Origin of the sequence: Vibrio aquaticus, assembly GCF_003970385.1 — a bacterium.
GTDB classification, from domain to species: Bacteria; Pseudomonadota; Gammaproteobacteria; order Enterobacterales; family Vibrionaceae; genus Vibrio; species Vibrio aquaticus.
Map to the genome: position 1 here is coordinate 783051 of NZ_RXZH01000001.1, position 19073 is coordinate 802123.

The following is a 19073-nucleotide window of genomic DNA, read 5'->3' on the forward strand; positions in this document are numbered from 1 at the left end:
TTAATTCTCGTTATTTATGTTGTTCGACTAAACAAACAGGGCTATCGATTTGGCACTCAAAGCCTGTTGGCGTTAGCGTGCCGTCATTTGGGTTTCGTTGATAACTGGCTAGGTTATTGGAGTGCTGATTGGCAACCACCAACCACTCTCCACATGATGAAAGGGTAAAGTCACGAGGGAATGCACCGCCACATTCTGAACTGAATAACCAGTTGGCTTTTTCACCAGACACATCAAAGCAGCTGATCTGATTTTGATGACGACAAGAGACGTAAACAAAGCGCTCATCCGCAGAGAGCTTAATCGCCGCAGCCGCTTCACCGACTTCGCTATTTGGCAAAAGTGGCAATTGCTGATCGAGCTGCCAGCCATTTTCTGTCTGCGTTAGTACCACTAAGGTTTCACTGAGCTCACACACCACATAAGCAGTATCTTCCGCGTGGTTGAACACTAAATGGCGTGGGCCAGATCCAGGCGTCAATGATACGGTTTGAGAAAGAGTAAATTCACCTTGATCCATGGCGTAGAAACGGACGGCGTCACTGCCTAAATCCACGCAAGCCAACATGGGTTGCTGCTTTAGGAACACCGCTTGATGAGCGTGCGGCGAAAGCTGGCGGTCTTTATTTGGGCCTTGCCCATCTTCAAACAGATCAGCCACTAAATTGGTTGCGATACCTTGGCTATCAAGAGAGTAAATACTTACATTACCTGAGCCATAATTGGCCACCGCAAGGTGCTTTTCGTCAGCAGACACATTCAGATGACATGGGTAATCACCTTCTATTGGCAATGAAAAAGCCGATTGGCCTTGCAGACAAACCAGCTGCGCTCCCTGTTGTTGTTCCACTTCAGAAAAGCTGTAAAGCATGCTCGCGGTTTGGGTCAAATAAGAAGGATTGCGCAGCGGGTAGACGTCTTCTCGTCGAGTTAATTCACCGGTGTTTCGATTGAGACTCACTTGTCCAATGCCTTGGCTTTGACTTGGTGAATCGGTGTATGTACCGACATAGAAAAGTAAGTGTTCACTTGCTTGCATCATTATCCCTATAAACAATCTTGGCTATTCGTACTTCTCGATAGCTTCCATCAAACACAATGCCGCCAGCATACGCTGGCGGCAATGATTTTTGCTATAACTCTAGCACTGAGTCACTTAATCGCTCACTTATGGGTAAGCGTATTAAGTAGCATCTCAGTTGGCTTAACAATGGCGACAATGGTTTCATCGAGGATGATGGCATTCTCATCGATCACACGTTGATATTCCGCTGCATCCGCTTTACGAATCGTCTTACCTTGCTTCGCAATCTCAACCAAGGTGTTTGCCAGTTCCGCAACTTTGATCGTCGCTTCAGCCACTTTCACGGTATCAACCGACGCCACGTTGTTAGCAAAGATTGGTTTCGCTTGCTGAGCCGCCAACGACACGACTTGGTAATGCATCGCAAGCTTATCTAATGCGTCTTTGTCGCCGTTTGCGAATGCTTCAACAAGATCGTTCATCTCATACACAGCCAAGCTTTCGACAGGCAAAGCATCAGCAAAGCGGTTTAGACGTTCATACTGGTTGTAAAGGTCGCCTTTGTTTGGCGTTGAGATCCATTTCTCCCAGTGGCGCGCGTAGTACTGAGCAGGTTCAATGTACTTCGCTAACGTTTGTAGCGGCGTCACATCTGCACCATTTGCCAGACGTTTCAGCATAATCGTCGCATCCGCGTGGTGACGAAGACCTAAAGAAATCTCTGACCATGTGTCCATCACACTCATACGTTGGTACATACTGCGCTCATCGGTAAGCTCTTGGCTGGACCATAAACGCTCAGCAATGGCATAGCTGCGTGGCCATAGACGCTGCTCGACAGTCATTGAATCTAGGTTCTCACCCCAAATCGTAATTTCTCCCCCTAAGATCAGATCTTTCTCATCACCTTTAAGCTCCGCTGGGTAGCCACCATTTGGTGCTGGAATGACACTGCCTTTGGTTGCGCTACTTGCGACCAATTCGCCGGTAGCAGGCCAACGCACATTGCCCACAATCTGATAGCTGCCTTCTTTTAGCTTGCCGCCTGCAAATTCATAGTTAAATTCAGTGTACGACATAAAGTTATCGAAGTGGCCGCGGAATTTAACCCCAGGTACGTATTCTAGGATATGTACTTCTTCACGAGATTTGCCGTTGTAGTCGGTAAATGCACGGAAAGAGCCATCTTTTGCTTCGATTATGGTGATATTACCTTTACGCGGGCCGCCCTTGTTACGTGGTTTCATCCAGTCGTAAGTTTCAAATTTTTCACCGCTGTGCAGCGTGTCATCCACCGTGATGCCTTTTGGCATTGGATCGTTGCGGTAGTGGTAGCTAGTTGGCTGCGGCTGGTCTAGGTAGTAACCGGTAGACAGTACGCCTTGGTAACCTTCTTTAGCGGCACGGCCGATGCTGTCATGCCCACGCCAGCTTTGGATTACGATCGATTTTGGTAAGTCTTTGTGCCAGATCTCATCCCAACCTGACATCTTCTTGCCACGCTCTTCCAGCATCTTCTCTACTTTAGTATTGAGGTAAGATTGCAGGCCGCGTTCGCCATCCAAGTTATTGTCGGCGATGAACTGTTGGATCTTAGGGTTTTCTTTCCACTGCTTGTAATTTGGCTCATCACCACCAATGTGGAAATACTCATCTGGGAACAGCTCAACCACTTCATCAAACACGCTCGCAAGCATGGTGTAAAGCTCTGGGTTAGTCGGGTCCATGAGCGGCTCAAACACACCCCAACCACGCTGCTGCGGGTAAGACTGCTCGCCCATTCCAGACATCAGTTCAGGGTAAGCGTGTGCAACGGCTGATGCATGACCCGGCAGTGAGATTTCAGGGATAACACGAATACCAAGGTTGCGTGCGTAATTTACGACGTAGCGGATTTCATCTTTGGTGTAGTAGTCACCATCAGCGGTTTCAGACCAGAGCTTAGTGTAGTTATCCAGCTGAATGCGGATACCTTGGTCATCCCAAATGTGCCAGTGGAATACGTTCATTTTCGCCGATGCCATGGCATCCAATTGGCGCAGAATCACGTCGAGCTCAATGAAGTGACGAGAAGTATCGTAAGAAACACCGCGCCATTTAAAGCGAGGTTCATCGTCAATCGAAACAACAGGCACTGAGTAGCCTGACGCATTGGTTGTCACAAGCTGTAGGAAGGTTTCAAGGCCGTGGAAAGCACCATACGGGCGATCAGATGAGATGCGAATTTGACCATCTTCCACTTCTAGCTGGTAAGACTCATCGCTATCAATATTTTGCACATCATCTTTCGGTCCTTTGCGAATATCGATCACTAAGGTCGCCTCTTTTTCAGACTCAGCCTGCCAGTGGAGCATTGGCAGGCCAGTCTGACGGTATAAACGTTCCATGGTGCGCTTAGCGTTAAACTGAACGCGCTCAGAATCGTAACCTTTGATGAAAATACTAAACTCTTTGTCGATGCTTACAGAGCCCGAGCCCAATTCCACTTCTTGTGGGTAAGGCATAAGGTTTAAGTCTGTGTTTGGTGCCATTGCCATCGTTGCAGGTGCCGTCACTAAGCCAGAAATCAGTAGGGCTAACGTCGCTTTTTTCATTCTATTTGTCCTTAATTTTTTTTTATTGTTCGGATCTACGCCACATGCTCAACCGCTTCGCGGACTAACTTTGCGATCTCATCCCACTGCTCGTTCTCGATTAGGCTAGGAGCAACCATCCATGTACCACCACAGCAAACAACTCGGTCAATCGCTAAGTAATCATTAACGTTGCCCTTGCCAATGCCACCGGTTGGCATCAAGCTCACATCCACATACGGTGCGAGCAGGGATTTCACCATTGCCACGCCGCCAGATGCTTCTGCAGGGAAGAATTTTAGGAAGTTAAGGCCAAGCTCTAACGCTTGCTCAACTTGGCTTGGGTTGTTTACACCCGGAACAATCGGCATACCCACTTCTTGGCAGTAACGTACTGTGTTTGGGTTAAGGCCAGGGGCAACCACAAACTCAGAACCTGCCGCTTTGGCTTGGTCAACTTGCTCTGCATTTAATACCGTACCCGCGCCTACACACATCTCTGGATACGCATCGCTCATCGCTTTAATTGCATCGGCTGCTGCTGCCGTGCGGAACGTCACTTCTGCTACCGGCAGGCCGTTTTCTACTAACACTTTTGCTAGTGGAATCGCGTGTTCTACCTTGTTGATCTGAATAACAGGGATAACTTTGAATTGTTTTAGTTTGTTGATCATTTCGTTGTTCATTTTTATTAATTACCAATCAAATTTTTAAGAAAGAGTGAGGTGGACCATTTCCGCTGTCGGAATGATCGCACCTGAAAATTGAATCACGGTTGACGCCAACTGATGGCCCAACGCTGCTGAATATTGGGCACTTTGGCCATTGAGTCTTGCCGCTAAATACCCTGCTGCGAATGAGTCACCGGCTGCACACGTATCGACGACATTTGTTACTCGCTCGGCACTGACATACGCATGGTGCGTGTTGCCATCTTGCTGCCAGATGACTTTGCATGGCTCACAGCCACGTTTGATAACCGTCTCTTTGCAACCTAAACGAGCGCTTCGCTGTTCAACGCTTTCGTCCACGCCCCAAACCAATTGGTCGTCGTCTTCGGTGATTAGCGCGATATCGACTAATGGTAAAAGCTTGCTGTACCAATGCTGAGCTTGCTCGGCTGTCCAAAGTTGTGGGCGGAAATTGTTATCAAAGATGACCTGACCACCAGCGTGAGAAAAGTCGCTTAATGCCTGAATAAGCCGCGATTTACACTCGTCTGAAAGAATCGCTAAGCTAATACCACTTAAATAAACCGCATCAACACTGCCTTGCTTCATCGCTTGTTCGAGTTTGCTGAGCTCTGCACTTAAGAAGTAGCTTTTCACCGCTGCACTGTCTCGCCAGTACATAAAGCTGCGTTCACCTTGAGAGTCAGTTTCGACCATATAAAGCCCAGGTAGCTTATCGCTGAACTGCTCAACCAACGTGGTGTTAATGCCCTCTTGCTGCCAAGCTTCAATCAGCTGCTGTGATAGTGCATCTTCACCTAGGCCAGTTGCGTAACTCACCGAAACGGGGGTGTTCTGAGTAAGACGAGAAAGGTAAAGTGCGGTGTTTAGCGTGTCGCCACCAAAGCCCTTTTTAAGAGGAAGGCCGCTTAGTTCGATCATGCACTCGCCGAAGAATGCGATATGAAGTGGGTGTGTCATGTGGGCTAACCTATTTGAGTAAGGTGGCCCATTGCTGAGCCACCGGGTTTAGTGTGAGGTGAGATTAAGAAGCGCTTTGTGCCGTTTTACGGTTTTGTAGTGAAGCGTCTTCGTCTAGTTGACCTTCGTCAGACAGTTCCATTTCCATCAGCGCACGCTCATCATCAAGGATTGCTCGTGCCATTTCAGGCGTTACTTGGTTTGCAGGAGTCAGTAGGCTCACGACCACACCTAGCGTTAGCGCAAACAAGCATGAAGGAATTACCGGGTTGCCCCAGAACGCCGTTAGGTCAGCGCTTAGCATTACTGTGAATGAAGCAATCGATGCACCCGCTAGGGTTGCTAGCGCACCTTGCCAGTTGTAACGCTTCCAGAAGCGACCCAGCATGCCGCAGACAAACATGCCTGACATCACGGTAGAGATCATCTTAGTGATGTAGCCGATAATGTCGTTTGACGTCAGAGCGAACAGAAGAGCAAAACCGATAACCACAATCAACGCTAGACGAGAGTAGTTCAGCATCGACTCTTTATTTGGCACGCGACCAGTGAACATTACGTAAACATCGCGAAGAAGAATCGATACACCGGCAATCGCATCTGAACTTGCGCTCGACATCGTTGCAGACAGACCAGCAATAAGAACAATCAGACCAACACCGACTGGTAGAACCGTTGCAGCAATGTACGGGAATGAGAAGTTCGGATTATCTAGCGTTGGGTCAATCGCATGTGCAGCCATACCAATGATTGCAGGAATGATTGAGAAGAACAGGTACAGAATGCCCGATGCAACAAATGAGCGGCGAATCGTTGAAACATCTTTACCAGAGTAGATACGTTGGCGGAATGATGGCGTCGCAAGAACACCAACACCAATCACAACCGCTAAAGAGATAGCCGGAAGCAGACCCAATTTTTCAATCGCAAGGAAGCTTGTCGCTGCAGGGTCCATCGCTTCATAAAGGTTATCTAGGCCACCAATGTGCTGCACTGACAGTACCGCCATTAGGATGAAGCCTGCAAAGAGGATGATGGCTTGAATCGTATCTGTCCACACTACCGCCGTGTAACCGCCGATAACAACATAGATGGTAAACGCCGCTGCAATGATCACTTTTGCCGTGCTCAGTTCAATGTCTGCAATCCAAGCGAGGTACATACCACCACCGAGAATGTGCGCACCCAACCAACCGATTGATGCGATGAAGATAAGCAAACCAACCACGTTCTTAACGATGCGGTTTGCACCCACGTAGTAAGCGAGCTCTTCACTCATTGTCATGAAGTTGAGTTTACGAACTGGGGCAAACCAGAGAGCAAGCAGTAAGATACCAATTGCGCCGCCAATGCCGTAAAGCGCACCGGCCCAGCCATTTGCGTAACCAAAGCCAACCGCACCCATACTTGAGCCCGTGCCAACCATGGTTGCAACTGTCGTACCTAAAACAAGAAACAGTGGAAGACCGCGACCGCCCAGCAGGAAGTCTTCACCTGACTTTTGGTTACGAGAAACGAACCAGCCAAGCCAGATTAAGAACAAGACATAAGCGCCAAAACCAGTGAGGAACAGTGTACTATTCATCGAACACCTCTTAATTAAAATCCATATTTAATTATTTGCAACGAGCGATTAATTTGTTATTCCTAGATACAAGTAGCCCTCTTAATAAATTGAATTAAGATCACTATTTATATGCGCTGTTGCTTTTAATTTATTTTGTAGGGTAAGAGCGCTGAGGTGATATTAACAGGGATTGTAATTACCCCAGCACTTTATACTATATATTTGTGAGGTTTATCGGCGATCTTCTCGGTAACAAGTCACGTCCACTTCTACCTTCACATCAACCACTAAGTCACACACCATACAAATACGCGCCGGTGGGTGCTCGCCGAAGAACTCTTTAAATACTTTATTGAACGATTGGAAGTAGCGGGAATCTGTTAGTACAACCTTCACGTGCATTACGTCTGCTAGCGTGTAGCCTGCTTCTGTCATGATGTCGACACAGTTTTGAATCGCTAGGCGTGATTGGTCAACAATGCCGCCTTCAACCACTTCACCATCTGTCATTGGTGTCTGACCCGATACGTAAAGGAAGCCACCCGCTTCTGTTGCACGAGCAAACGGAAGATGTTGACCACCAGTACCTGTACCACCTTCAACACCGTAACGTTTAATAGACATAATATTCTCCAGTAACATCTAAATTAATTTAACTAATAATTGCATTAATACTTGTTTATTTATTTGACCATCTATTTTCTATAAATAAATGTGCCATTTCTTTGATTAGTTACATTGCCTTCAAAATAAGACAACTCACCATTAACAAATACATATTCAATACCTTGTGCTACAGAAACAGGGTTCTCGAATGTCGCGGTATCTTTAATGGTATTTGGGTTAAATAAGACTAAATCTGCAAAAGCTCCGACACGAATTACACCTCGGCCTTGCAAGTTGTAGCGCTTAGCTGACATGCCCGTCATTTTGTGAATCGCTTCTGCGAGTGAGAAAAGCTTCTCTTGACGGCTGTAATGACCAAGCACTTTAGGGAATGTGCCCCATAAGCGTGGATGCGGGTGCGGATCGTTCGGCAACCCATCTGAACCCACCATGGTCAACTTGTACTTAAGTACACGCTTCACATCGTTTTCATCCATGCAGTGATAGACCGCGCCTGCTGGTTGCAATGCTTTCGCCGCCTCCATTAAAGGCAGATCCATTTCTTGTGCGATCTGCTTAAGCATCTTGCCTGCGTGCTGCGGAAGAGACTCAGACCAAGTGATGAAGATATCGATTTCATCTGTCACTTGCTTAAGGTCGAGAGTGGATGAGCTCGCAGAGTATGGATAACAATCACACGACACATCTTGGTGCTCAGAGACTTTGTCCATTAAGTCCAACACTTCAACGGTTCTACCCCAGTTACCTGCACCGGCACATTTGAGGTGAGAAATCACAACAGGGACCTTGGCAAATTTCCCCGTCTCAAACGCCTCTTCCATTGCAGAGAGTATCTCTTCAAATTCTGTGCGCATGTGAGTGGTGTAGATGCCACCATGATCACCCAGTATTTGGGCAAGGCGCATCACTTCATTGGCTGTGGCTTGCTTAGCACTCGCATAAGCTAGACCAGAGCTCAAACCCAGCGCGCCCTCTTCCATTGCTTGATCGAGCGTTGCGCGCATTTGAGCAATTTCTTCATCCGTCGCAGTGCGTTGTAAATCGTCCATCACGTTATTACGCAGTGCCGTGTGTCCTACCAATGCCGCAACGTTGACGGCTGGTTGAGCCTTTTCTACCGCTTTTGCGTAACTGGCAAACGTTGGGTATTTGAAATCTTCCTGTTTACCAAGCAAATTCATTGGATCTGGCGGATCGCCCGCTAAAACAGCAGGGCTAGCACTAATGCCACAGTTGCCAACGATCACTGTCGTTACACCTTGGCTGATCTTTGGCAGGCATTCTGGGTAACGAATGACATTGGTATCGTCATGGGTGTGAACATCAATAAAGCCCGGTGCAATCGCAAGACCTTGGCCATCAATCACTTGATTCGCTTGTGCTTGCTCTAACTGACCAATCTGCTCAATTCGATCATGACGAATCGCAATGTCAGCCACAAATGGCTTGGCGCCGGTACCGTCAAAGACTTCTACACTTTTGATAATGGTATCGAACAACATGGTTACCTTCTTCGTCCGTCGTTTGTATGGTTTATATAGTAATAATTCCCTCACTAAATTCAGTGATAAAACACACAAAATACCACGCAATGTTTGATAGTTTCTAACATATAAATTAATCTAGATAGCAACAAACATTACAAATCAATAACTTAAACCATGTTAGAAGTGAGCTTGCGATGAAAGACTTTGAACAAAAGTGTGATATTAACTACCAAATCGAACCAATCACACCACCGAGCTGTGGTGAAAAAAGCCAACCTTACTCAACCTCTAGCCAAGAAAAGTTCAGCTTAATCAATGAAGAAGTGAGCCTACCTGCGGCGGTCATTCAGCAAACTCGATTAAAGAACAACCTTGATTGGATGCAGCGCTTTGCCGAGCAGCATAACGTTAAGCTCTGCCCTCACGGGAAAACCACTATGACACCGGACTTTTTCCGTCAGCAGCTAGAGCATGGTGCTTGGGGGATCACCGTTGCGACGCCAGCTCAGGCAGAAATTGCCGCTTTAGCAGGGGCGAGACATATCATTATTGCCAATCAGGTGGTAGGTAAAGCAAACATGGCGATCATGGCTAAACTTATCGAGCAGCAAGGAGTCGAGCTATATGTGTGTGTCGATTCTGCACTTAACATCCAAGCCCTAGGAAGCTTCTTTGCCGAGCGCCAAGTTCGTCTTAACCTGCTGATTGAGTTTGGTGTTGAAGGCGGCCGCTGTGGTTGTCGTACCGAGTCTCAAGTGATTGAACTGGCTCAGTTGATCCAACAACATTCGCAACTTTCTCTGCGCGGCATTGAAGTGTATGAAGGGGTGATTCACGGTGACAATGCCGAGCAATTAGTACGAGACTTCCTGACTCGCAGCTTGTCTTTAGCTCGCACATTAAAGCAAGAGCAGCTCATTAATGATCAGCCAATCGTAACGGGGGCAGGCTCAGCATGGTATGACGTGGTATCAGAATGCTTAGCCAACTTAGACGATGTAGAAGCGATCATTCGCCCGGGTTGCTACGCGATTCACGACACTGGCATCTATCTAGAAGCGCAAAACAAGGTGATGGCTCGCGCTGAGAAAAACCAAGGCGCAGCCTGCGCTCTGGGCGGTGACCTGCAATCATCACTCGAAGTCTGGGCGCACATCATTTCTAGACCAGAGCCGAACCGATTGGTGGCAGGTTTAGGTAAACGCGACGTCGCTTTTGACGCTGGCCTACCTATCCCTGAACGTGCGTACCGTAACGGCCAACAGATTGAAGTAGGCAGTGCCACTACCACAGCGGTAATGGATCAACACGCCTTTATTGAAATCGACCCAAGCTCTGAGCTAAATGTCGGTGATACGATCGCCTTTTCGACCTCTCACCCATGCTTAACGATTGATAAATGGCGCTCAATCGCAATATGTGATGATGAATATCAGGTCACTCATTGGGTAGAGACCCGTTTCTAGAAGCGCGTTTTTAAGTATACTAGCTAGCAAATTTTGGAGGCCGAACGACTGGCCTCCAACTAAGAAAAATAGGACAACACCTTGAGTTTAGAAGTCGATATTATCTCGCAAATAACCGAACGATTCAGTGCGCTACGTGAGGCGGAAAAGAAAGTCGCCAAACTGATCATGGACGACATAGAAAGCGCAGCCAACGCAAGCATTACCGAACTAGCAGAAAGTGCCGAAGTGAGTGAAGCGACCATCACACGCTTTGCCAAAGCGGTAGGCTGTAAGAACGTGCGTGATATGAAGATTAAACTCGCTCAAACCCTGACCGTTGGCCAACGCTTTATCCTTGAGCCGCCTGATCAGAGTGGCTATCAAGGTATTTATGAGTCAATCAAACAGTCGTTAGACATCAACCGCAACCTAATTAACGAGCAAGATGTGGATACCGCCGTTGAATGGCTGCATGGCGCAAGACAGATCATTTCAATTGGTATGGGCGGCGGCTCGACCATTGCGTCACAAGAGATCCAACATCGCTTGTTCCGTCTAGGTTACGCGGTGGTTGCTTATAACGATGGGCTAATGACACGTATGATCGCCTCGACGGCTGACAGCAATGACGTAATCGTGATGCTTTCTGCAACGGGCTATACCCCTGCGATTGTCGAAACCGCTGAGCTTGCCAAAGAGTATGGTGTGAAAGTTATCGCCATTACCCCTAAATCTACACCGCTTTCCAAGATTGCCGATTTAACCCTGCCGATTGAGCACCAAGAAACGGACTTTATCTATAAGCCGTCTGCTTCTCGCTATGCGATGCTGGCGTTAGTCGATGTACTTTCAATGGCATTGGCCGTCAACCATAAGCGCCGCTCTCGCGATAAGCTGCGCCGCTTAAAACTGGCACTCGACTCTTACCGGGGCGGTTTAGATCGACAACCACTGGGCGACTAGAATTTAGTTCCCTTCACAGCGCTTTGTTGACCGCAAGCGCTGTGATTTTCCTCCTCAAACCTCACTATCAATACGAATGGTCACCGCATCCGGTCGCCAGTATTCAAACTCACAATCCATCAGTTCGCCATCTTGCTTGTAGTTAATTCTGCATATCTTCAGAACAGGCTGCCCTACACCTACATTTAGTGCTTTAGCAACATGCTCAGGTGCTGAGGTGGGTAGCACTTCAAAGCGCGAACGCTGAGTTTGATAACCATATCTCTGATAATAAATCTCGGTAAGTGACTGTGTGAGATCTTCGGACAAAATACCGTCAAATAGCGACACTTTCAGTACATTTTCGACAAACAACACAGCTCGGCCATCAATGTATCGTAAACGCTCAATGACATAAATCGGAGTAATACTCTCTGCCTGTAACTCTGTCGCGTACTCACCTGAGGCCATCTCTCTGCGTGCATTAACCAACTGAGTGTGAGCGAGACGATCTTGCTCATGAACCATCTGATGAAAGTGCGATCGTGATAGCGGATTGTAAATAACCCGATCGGGGGACACATACCAACCTCGACGCTTTTCTCGATAGATCAGCCCTTCGGTCTCAAGCGAAATCAGCGCATCTTTCATGGTAATTCGGGTGGTGGCAAACAGCTCACTGAGTTCACGTTCAGACGGGAGTTTCTGCCCCTGAGTAAAAATGCCAGAGTCAATTTGCCCTCTGAGTGTTGATTTGATTGTCCCTAACTGTGTTGCTGCATGAAGAGTGGTCATTACGTCGCCGCTGTGATCTAGTCCATTAATTCTTTGCCCCACAACCTACGGCGTGTAGATAACAGAAATATGACACATCGTTAATGAATACAAAGTCAGCAAATGACACAGAAATGCCATAAAACTTCACCAAAAGTGTCAAATTTATAAAGCCAAACCGTCACATTCCTTCCCTAGCATACCAATCGAACTTACTGACCTAGTCCAGAAGGATGGATAAATGAAAACTTTGCTAAGTCGCTCAACCGCGTTACCAATGGGAGCAGCAATGATTGCTGCAACACTATCAATGCCATCGGTAGCGAAACAAGCGGATCTTGAATCTCTCGTAAATGCTGCACAAAAAGAAGGTGCGGTATACAGCGTGGGTATGCCAGACAGTTGGGCAAACTGGAAAGATACATGGAAAGATCTGAAATCAAACTACGGTTTGAAGCATCAAGACACCGACATGAGCTCGGCGCAAGAGATTGCTAAGTTCGAAGCAGAGAAGAAGAACGCGACAGCAGATATTGGCGATGTCGGTTTTGCCTTTGCACGAGTTGCGGTTAAAAAGGGCGTGACTCAGCCATACAAGCCAACCACTTGGAGTGACATTCCAAACTGGGCCAAAGATAAAGATGGTCATTGGGCATTAGCTTATACAGGCACTATCTCTTTCATCTCAAACAACTCGCTTGTGAAAGATGCGCCAAAGACTTGGGCTGACCTGCTTGAAGGCAACTACAAGGTGACAGTTGGTGACGTGGGTGTGGCTGCTCAAGCCAACAATGCGGTACTGGCTGCAGCGTTTGCCAATGGCGGCGATGAGTCAAATCTTAAACCGGCCATCAAGTTCTTTGGTGAGCTAGCAAAACAGGGCCGTTTATCGTTTACCGACCCAAGCATCGCCAACCTTGAAAAAGGCGAAGTGGAAGTCGCGATCATGTGGGACTTCAATGCCCTGAACTACCGCGACAAGATTGACCGTGAACGTTTTAGCGTCAACATCCCACAAGATGGTTCGGTGATCTCAGGTTACACCACCATCATCAACAAATACGCACAAAACCCGAATGCAGCGAAGCTAGCTCGTGAATACATCTTTAGCGACCAAGGCCAAATCAACCTTGCTGAAGGTTATGCACGCCCAATTCGCACCAACGTAGCCCTACCAAAATCAGTACAAGACAAGCTGATTGCCAACGACCAGTACAGCAATGTACACCCAGTAACAGACTTCTCAGCTTGGGAAAAGTCTGCTCGTAAATTGCCACGCCAATGGCAAGAAAGCGTTCTTATTCATCAACAATAACAGCAGGTCAATATGAGCAATAAGGTTATCCTTGTTGTTCTAGATGGACTGAATCATCAGGTAGCTCATCAATGTATGGGCTACCTAAATGGTCTATTAGAACAACGTCATGTCAGCCCCAAAAAACGCGCTACCCTGCACTCGGTGCAGTGTGAATTACCGTCACTGTCTCGCCCTTTGTATGAGTGCATCTTAACGGGTGTTCGTCCGGTAGACAGCGGCATCGTCAATAATGACATCGCTCGTTTATCTCATCATGAATCCATTTTCAGCTTAGCGAAGAGTCAAGGTAAAACAACGGCTGCAGCGGCTTACCATTGGGTCAGTGAGCTTTACAATCGAGCGCCTTTTGACGCTGTACGAGATCGCTTCACTAACGACAAAACATTAAATATTCAGCACGGGTGTTTCTATCACTGGGATCACTACCCAGATGAAGCGCTGTTTCTAGATGCCGAACATTTACGTCAAACCCATCAGCCTGATTTTCTGCTCATCCATCCAATGAACATTGATGATATGGGCCATAAACATGGCTTGGATTCTTATCAATATCGCAACTGCGCTCGTCACGCTGACATCATTTTGTCGAACTACATTGAGCAGTGGCTAAACGATGGCTACCAAATCATTGTCACCAGTGATCATGGCATGAACAACGACTTGTCTCATGGTGGGATTCTGCCTGAAGAGCGTGCTGTGCCACTGTTTGTCATCGGCGACAAATTCACGCATTTAGACGATTGTCACGTCAAGCAAACCGAGATTTGCGGCACTGTGTGCCAACTACTGAACCTAGACCATAACAAACCATACACTCAGGAATTGTTAGCCTTATGAGCAGTTCTGTTCTATCACCAAACTCGGTTAAGTCGAGCTCGGCACAGCCTAAAACCCTGTCATGGCTAAAACGCATCAAGCCCGCTTTGTGGTTGGTGCCTTTTACGCTGTTTTTCTACCTTTTTCAGCTTGCACCCATGGTTTGGGTATTCACCAATAGCTTTGTGTATGACGGTGAGTTTTCTTTCGAGAACTATGTCGAAGTGCTCGACTCTGCTTTCATGATGCAAGCCTTTGGCAACAGCTTATGGCTCTCTTTTTGGTCAAGCGTTTTTGGCCTTACTATCGCTACTTTGTTGGTTTCCTCTCTGCGCCGAGTCAACTCAAAAATCCGTGATGGCGTCATTGCCTTTACCAACATGAGCAGTAACTTTTCCGGCGTTCCTCTCGCCTTCGCATTCATCATCATTCTCGGCACAAACGGGGCAATTACGTTACTGCTTAAGCAATACGGACTACTTGGCGACTTCGACTTGTATGGCAAATGGGGCTTACTGGCGATTTATATCTACTTCCAGATCCCACTGGCTGTCCTATTGCTCTACCCAGCGTTTGATGCGCTAAGCGATGACTGGCAAGCAGCAGCATCTCTGTTGGGAGCAACAACGTCCCAGTATTGGGTAAAAGTGGCGCTGCCAGTGCTTTCTCCGGCGCTGCTTGGCACCTTCATCATTCTAATTGCCAATGCGATTGGCGCTTATGCCAGTGTGTATGCGCTTACCGCCGGTAACTACAACGTCATTACCGTTCGTATTGCGAGTCTGGTATCTGGTGACCTATTCCTTGAGCCAAACCTTGCGGCAGCGATTTCAGTCATTCTTATGGCAATGCTGGCCTTTATTACCATCATCAACCAATGGCTGATTTCAAAAAGCTATGCAGGTAGGAAGTAACATCATGCAAAGCATCAATACTCGATTCCATCAAACCGTGGTCTATTCCATTGTCGGCATCATGTGCATCCCTATCTTAGCCACGTTTATCTATTCGATTTCGTCACGTTGGGGCGCTACCATTCTGCCAGACGGCCTAACGCTAGATTGGTACTTAAAGCTGTTGACCGATCCTCGTTTCTTACAGGCGTTTGGTCGCTCATTGTTTATCTGTATTGCCGCGCTGGTCTTAAGCGTTGTACTGATACTTCCTGCTATTTTTGTTGTGTTTTACTACTTCCCGAAACTCGACAAGCTGATGAACATTCTGATCTTATTGCCGTTCGCTGTGCCGCCAGTCGTCTCTTCCGTCGGTTTACTTCAGCTCTACGCAGATAGTGAGTTCGCGTTGATTGGTACGCCGTGGATATTGATAGGCACCTACTTCACCATTGCCCTGCCATTTATGTACCGAGCAATTTCAAACAGCTTTGAAGCCATCAACCTCAAAGATTTGATGGATGCAGCCCACCTACTTGGGGCAAGCACTACACAAGCATTCTTATTAATCATTTTACCGAATTTGAAGAAAGGCCTTATGGCGTCACTGTTCCTTTCTTTCTCATTCCTACTTGGCGAGTTCGTGTTCGCAAACATCTTAGTCGGCACACGTTACGAAACACTGCAAATCTATCTATACAACATGCGTCAAACCAGTGGCCACTTTACCTCTGCATTGGTGATGACCTACTTCTTATTCATTTTCCTACTGACTTGGCTGGCAAGTCGTTTTAGCCAAGGAGCAAAATCATGAGCTACGTAACCGCAACGAACCTAACTAAGCGTTTTGGTGACAACACCGTTTTTGAAGACATACAGTTCAACATTGAACAAGGCGAATTTATTACGCTTCTTGGGCCAAGTGGCTGTGGTAAATCAACCTTACTGCGCAGCCTAGCGGGTCTAAACCCTGTTGATGGCGGCGAAATCTGGGTCAACGGCCAAGAAATCGCTCACCACACTCCTCAAGAGCGTGGTATTGGTATGGTGTTTCAGTCCTATGCGCTGTTTCCCAATATGACGGTAGAAGGCAATGTCGCGTTTGGCCTTAAAATGAAGAAGCTAGACAAAGATGAAATTCAGCGCGAAGTAGCAAAAGTCATTGAACTGGTTGACCTAAAAGGCAAAGAAAAACATTACCCACACCAACTTTCAGGCGGTCAGCGTCAACGTGTTGCCTTGGCAAGAGCATTGGTCGTGAAGCCACAAATCCTGCTGCTTGATGAGCCATTGTCGGCACTCGATGCCAAGATTCGTAAGCACCTTCGTCAGCAGATCCGAGACATCCAAAAAGAGATGAACCTGACCACCATCTTCGTTACCCATGACCAAGAAGAAGCGATGATCATGTCAGATCGTATCTTCTTGATGAACAAAGGGGAAATCGTTCAAGCTGGCACGCCAGAAGAGATTTACACTCATCCGGCTAACGAGTTTGTGGCAAGTTTTATGGGGCACTACAATCTGGTTGATGCGACGAAAGCGAAGCAACTATTTAATATGGATACCGAGTGGCGAGTGGCCATTCGCCCTGAGTCTATCTACGTCAAAGAAGCAGGCCGACAATATGGTCAGCACATCTCAGCGCCGCAATCGGCCACAATCAAAAGCCACCAACTGCTTGGCAATGTGATTCGCTATCAAGTGGATGTAGAGGAATGCGAGTTAACCGTTGATTTGCTCAACCGTTCTTCAGAGCGATTACTCGCCAATGGCAGCCAATTAGAGCTACTCTTTAACCTTAACGAAATTCAACCAGTGAGTGCCTAACATGCTAAAGCCGCTATACGTATTTGATATGGATGAGACGCTCATCAACGCTGATTGCGCCATGATTTGGAACCAGTTCCTGGTAGAAAAAGACATCGCAACCGACCCGAACTTTCTGGAAGAAGATAAGCGTTTGATGGCGCTGTACGCACAAGGTTCGATGGATATGGAAGACTATTTGTCTTTTGCCATTGCACCAGTGAAAGACTTGCCTATTTCACAAGTAAAAGCGCTGGCCGAAGAGTGCGTCATCAAGCATGTGTTAGATAAGCAGTTTCGTCAGTCAAAGCCGCTGATTGAGCAGCTCAAGCGCGATAACATCGACATGGTGATCATCTCAGCAAGCGTGACCTTCTTAGTCGAAGCAGTGGGTCGTCATATCGGTATTCCGACTGCTCTAGGCATCGACCTGGTGGAAAAAGACGGCCGCTATACTCCGCAAGTCTCTGGCGTGGCAAGCTACCGAGAGGGGAAAGTGACCCGACTCCAACAATGGTTAGACGCCCAATCTCAGCAGTACTCAGAGATCCACTTCTACACCGATTCCATTAATGATTTACCGCTTTGTCAGCATGCCGATTACGCCTATTTAGTCAATCCGTGCCCACGTTTAAAAGCAGTCTCTGATCAACCAAACTGGACCATTTTGGATTGGGACTAGCTAAGAGTTGAACACTTTCTGTACCAGCGGTGATACGCAAACGTTCTCTTATCAAAAGAGTAACGAACTGTGATATCGATCGCTGGTCACATTCACAAAATGTATGTTTATATAATTAACAAGGCTTTATAAGCTATCTAACTGAATATTAAGCCGCTTTTGCACACGCCACTTGTGCTCGATCTGTTTAACCGTTTTAACTGGTACAAGAGGCAAACATGTATAAAGAGTCCGATATTCGCATTGAGAATGGGCAGCTTCACTTTAAAAAGGACAGCTACCCACTGAGTAAGATTAACGACGTTAGAGTAAAATCCCTCACACTGTTGGATAATTTGGGCCAAATCGCTTTCTGGGTATTTCTCTTTTCAGGTGCGGTTTGGCTAGCAATCCCTGACATTCGTACAGCACCGACTTGGTTGCAAGTATTGGCCGTCAGTTTAACCATTGTGGGTTTGGCTTTCTCTCTGTTTCGCTGCTCTCGATATGCTCTGCAAGTTGAATTCAGACATATTGATGAAACGGGTGTCCAATGGGTCAACGTTGCTAAATCTTATGCTCAAAAAGACGGTGAGCTGTTTCGTCAGCAAGCCGAAGTGATCAAGCGATATCTGTAAGCAAAACTAATCCATGGCCCCACATCACTGTGAGGCCATTTTTGTTTCTAGCGACAAAGCACTTATTATTACAAATGCGTAATAGTTATTTTAATAAGTGATGGATAGTTTATTTCCAAGCAAAGATTATACTTAGTCTCACAAGTCGAGCTAACACTTACAGTGAATACAAGAAGGTAATCAACATGGCTGAACACAAGACTCCACATTTCCAAGTTGGACAAACATTGACTGACCATCCGTTTCAAGCCGGTGATGGTGCAATGCTTGAGCTGTTTCGCAATGACTTACCTAACCTACTTTATGTCGGTTTAGCCAACATCAGCGATGCAGAACAAGCTCTATTGTCGCAAGGCGATGCTCAGTTTGGCCTTATCACCTCTGATAATGGTGGCTGTTTAATCGTGGCAAGCTTTGACGATTTAGCTTTTGAAATGCAGTTTAACTCTGCTGCGATTCCTGATGATTACTTTGAGATAAGTGACGACAACACACTGAAGCTCTCTATGTTGGTCATCGACACCGCAACCAACTTGCTGGCGTCCATTCGTGAGTTTACTTTGTCACCAGAGCTTAGCTGCCAGTTCATCGACATCACCACGCAGCAGCGTCAACTCGGTGGTGTCGAAGCGGTCAACATGGAAAACATGCAGCTTATTAACACGATTAGTCCTGACACACTGCAAGAGTCGATGCAGACCTACTCATTAGACAGTGTCGTAACTGCTCCAACCTGCAGTTGTGGTCATCACCACGGGCACAATCACTCACACTAAGCGATACAAAATCCCGAAAGCGCATATTGGCCTGACAATATGCGCTTTTTTGTATTGACCTAACTATC

General features: G+C 47.0%; 18 protein-coding genes. 10 read left to right on the forward strand and 8 right to left on the reverse strand.

Annotated features, from left to right (window positions below; all coding sequences use genetic code 11):
- Nucleotides 1-10 precede the first annotated feature (10 nt).
- The 7 genes from EJ063_RS03340 to EJ063_RS03370 all read right to left on the reverse strand — a co-directional run bounded on the left by EJ063_RS03340 (nucleotide 11) and on the right by EJ063_RS03370 (nucleotide 8945).
- A complete protein-coding gene (locus EJ063_RS03340; RefSeq protein ID WP_126573105.1) occupies nucleotides 11-1039 on the reverse strand; it encodes a lactonase family protein in 1029 nt (342 codons plus the stop codon).
- Between the two features lie 125 nt (nucleotides 1040-1164).
- Nucleotides 1165-3618 (reverse strand): beta-N-acetylhexosaminidase, encoded by a 2454-nt coding sequence (locus EJ063_RS03345; protein WP_126572583.1) that lies wholly within the window; start codon nucleotides 3616-3618, stop codon nucleotides 1165-1167.
- A gap of 35 nt (nucleotides 3619-3653) precedes the next feature.
- Nucleotides 3654-4283: a bifunctional 4-hydroxy-2-oxoglutarate aldolase/2-dehydro-3-deoxy-phosphogluconate aldolase gene (locus EJ063_RS03350; protein WP_126572584.1), complete on the reverse strand. Its 630-nt coding sequence runs from the start codon at nucleotides 4281-4283 to the stop codon at nucleotides 3654-3656.
- A gap of 24 nt (nucleotides 4284-4307) precedes the next feature.
- Nucleotides 4308-5249 carry a sugar kinase gene (locus EJ063_RS03355; RefSeq protein ID WP_126572585.1) on the reverse strand — a complete coding sequence of 314 codons (942 nt, stop codon included), beginning with the start codon at nucleotides 5247-5249 and terminating at the stop codon, nucleotides 4308-4310.
- Between the two features lie 64 nt (nucleotides 5250-5313).
- The gene (locus EJ063_RS03360; protein ID WP_126572586.1) at nucleotides 5314-6834 is read right to left on the reverse strand and encodes a sodium:solute symporter family protein; all 1521 of its coding nucleotides are present in this window, start codon (nucleotides 6832-6834) and stop codon (nucleotides 5314-5316) included.
- Nucleotides 6835-7047: 213 nt separating this feature from the next.
- Nucleotides 7048-7440: a RidA family protein gene (locus EJ063_RS03365; RefSeq protein ID WP_126572587.1), complete on the reverse strand. Its 393-nt coding sequence runs from the start codon at nucleotides 7438-7440 to the stop codon at nucleotides 7048-7050.
- A gap of 71 nt (nucleotides 7441-7511) precedes the next feature.
- Nucleotides 7512-8945 (reverse strand): N-acyl-D-amino-acid deacylase family protein, encoded by a 1434-nt coding sequence (locus EJ063_RS03370; RefSeq protein ID WP_126572588.1) that lies wholly within the window; start codon nucleotides 8943-8945, stop codon nucleotides 7512-7514.
- 179 nt (nucleotides 8946-9124) lie between these two features.
- On the opposite strand from EJ063_RS03370, the gene EJ063_RS03375 reads away from it, so the two are divergent.
- Both EJ063_RS03375 and EJ063_RS03380 read left to right on the forward strand, forming a co-directional pair.
- A complete protein-coding gene (locus tag EJ063_RS03375; protein ID WP_126572589.1) occupies nucleotides 9125-10396 on the forward strand; it encodes an amino acid deaminase in 1272 nt (423 codons plus the stop codon).
- Between the two features lie 81 nt (nucleotides 10397-10477).
- On the forward strand, nucleotides 10478-11341 hold the full coding sequence (locus EJ063_RS03380; protein ID WP_126572590.1) for a MurR/RpiR family transcriptional regulator: 864 nt from the start codon (nucleotides 10478-10480) through the stop codon (nucleotides 11339-11341).
- A gap of 54 nt (nucleotides 11342-11395) precedes the next feature.
- On the opposite strand, the gene EJ063_RS03385 is transcribed toward EJ063_RS03380, so the two are convergent.
- Nucleotides 11396-12115, reverse strand: coding sequence for a UTRA domain-containing protein (locus EJ063_RS03385; RefSeq protein WP_126572591.1), 720 nt, complete (start codon nucleotides 12113-12115; stop codon nucleotides 11396-11398).
- 220 nt (nucleotides 12116-12335) lie between these two features.
- On the opposite strand from EJ063_RS03385, the gene EJ063_RS03390 reads away from it, so the two are divergent.
- From EJ063_RS03390 to EJ063_RS03425, 8 genes are all read left to right on the forward strand, one after another.
- Nucleotides 12336-13409 (forward strand): ABC transporter substrate-binding protein, encoded by a 1074-nt coding sequence (locus EJ063_RS03390; RefSeq protein ID WP_126572592.1) that lies wholly within the window; start codon nucleotides 12336-12338, stop codon nucleotides 13407-13409.
- A gap of 12 nt (nucleotides 13410-13421) precedes the next feature.
- Complete coding sequence (locus EJ063_RS03395) at nucleotides 13422-14249, forward strand: alkaline phosphatase family protein (protein ID WP_126572593.1); 828 nt, start codon at nucleotides 13422-13424, stop codon at nucleotides 14247-14249.
- A complete protein-coding gene (locus EJ063_RS03400) occupies nucleotides 14246-15142 on the forward strand; it encodes an ABC transporter permease (protein WP_126572594.1) in 897 nt (298 codons plus the stop codon). Before EJ063_RS03395 ends, EJ063_RS03400 begins: the two co-directional genes overlap by 4 nt.
- 4 nt (nucleotides 15143-15146) lie before the next feature.
- The gene (locus EJ063_RS03405; RefSeq protein WP_126572595.1) at nucleotides 15147-15935 is read left to right on the forward strand and encodes an ABC transporter permease; all 789 of its coding nucleotides are present in this window, start codon (nucleotides 15147-15149) and stop codon (nucleotides 15933-15935) included.
- On the forward strand, nucleotides 15932-16951 hold the full coding sequence (locus EJ063_RS03410; protein WP_126572596.1) for an ABC transporter ATP-binding protein: 1020 nt from the start codon (nucleotides 15932-15934) through the stop codon (nucleotides 16949-16951). The genes EJ063_RS03405 and EJ063_RS03410 overlap by 4 nt, the downstream gene beginning before the upstream one ends.
- 1 nt (nucleotide 16952) lies before the next feature.
- A complete protein-coding gene (locus EJ063_RS03415; protein ID WP_126572597.1) occupies nucleotides 16953-17612 on the forward strand; it encodes an HAD family hydrolase in 660 nt (219 codons plus the stop codon).
- Nucleotides 17613-17830: 218 nt separating this feature from the next.
- Nucleotides 17831-18229, forward strand: a complete 399-nt coding sequence (locus EJ063_RS03420; RefSeq protein WP_126572598.1) for a DUF6232 family protein — start codon at nucleotides 17831-17833, stop codon at nucleotides 18227-18229.
- Between the two features lie 185 nt (nucleotides 18230-18414).
- Nucleotides 18415-19005 (forward strand): hypothetical protein, encoded by a 591-nt coding sequence (locus EJ063_RS03425; protein WP_126572599.1) that lies wholly within the window; start codon nucleotides 18415-18417, stop codon nucleotides 19003-19005.
- Nucleotides 19006-19073: the final 68 nt, after the last annotated feature.

Bases quoted from the DNA above. Each gene is read 5' to 3' on its own strand.
- EJ063_RS03415 (WP_126572597.1), top strand. From the start codon at position 16,953: ATGCTAAAGCCGCTATACGTATTTGATATGGATGAGACGCTCATCAAC.
- EJ063_RS03360 (WP_126572586.1), bottom strand. From the start codon at position 6,834: ATGAATAGTACACTGTTCCTCACTGGTTTTGGCGCTTATGTCTTGTTC.
- EJ063_RS03345 (WP_126572583.1), bottom strand. From the start codon at position 3,618: ATGAAAAAAGCGACGTTAGCCCTACTGATTTCTGGCTTAGTGACGGCA.
- EJ063_RS03355 (WP_126572585.1), bottom strand. From the start codon at position 5,249: ATGACACACCCACTTCATATCGCATTCTTCGGCGAGTGCATGATCGAA.
- EJ063_RS03340 (WP_126573105.1), bottom strand. From the start codon at position 1,039: ATGCAAGCAAGTGAACACTTACTTTTCTATGTCGGTACATACACCGAT.
- EJ063_RS03370 (WP_126572588.1), bottom strand. From the start codon at position 8,945: ATGTTGTTCGATACCATTATCAAAAGTGTAGAAGTCTTTGACGGTACC.
- EJ063_RS03375 (WP_126572589.1), top strand. From the start codon at position 9,125: ATGAAAGACTTTGAACAAAAGTGTGATATTAACTACCAAATCGAACCA.
- EJ063_RS03425 (WP_126572599.1), top strand. From the start codon at position 18,415: ATGGCTGAACACAAGACTCCACATTTCCAAGTTGGACAAACATTGACT.
- EJ063_RS03405 (WP_126572595.1), top strand. From the start codon at position 15,147: ATGCAAAGCATCAATACTCGATTCCATCAAACCGTGGTCTATTCCATT.
- EJ063_RS03350 (WP_126572584.1), bottom strand. From the start codon at position 4,283: ATGAACAACGAAATGATCAACAAACTAAAACAATTCAAAGTTATCCCT.
- EJ063_RS03400 (WP_126572594.1), top strand. From the start codon at position 14,246: ATGAGCAGTTCTGTTCTATCACCAAACTCGGTTAAGTCGAGCTCGGCA.
- EJ063_RS03410 (WP_126572596.1), top strand. From the start codon at position 15,932: ATGAGCTACGTAACCGCAACGAACCTAACTAAGCGTTTTGGTGACAAC.
- EJ063_RS03365 (WP_126572587.1), bottom strand. From the start codon at position 7,440: ATGTCTATTAAACGTTACGGTGTTGAAGGTGGTACAGGTACTGGTGGT.
- EJ063_RS03385 (WP_126572591.1), bottom strand. From the start codon at position 12,115: ATGACCACTCTTCATGCAGCAACACAGTTAGGGACAATCAAATCAACA.
- EJ063_RS03390 (WP_126572592.1), top strand. From the start codon at position 12,336: ATGAAAACTTTGCTAAGTCGCTCAACCGCGTTACCAATGGGAGCAGCA.
- EJ063_RS03395 (WP_126572593.1), top strand. From the start codon at position 13,422: ATGAGCAATAAGGTTATCCTTGTTGTTCTAGATGGACTGAATCATCAG.
- EJ063_RS03420 (WP_126572598.1), top strand. From the start codon at position 17,831: ATGTATAAAGAGTCCGATATTCGCATTGAGAATGGGCAGCTTCACTTT.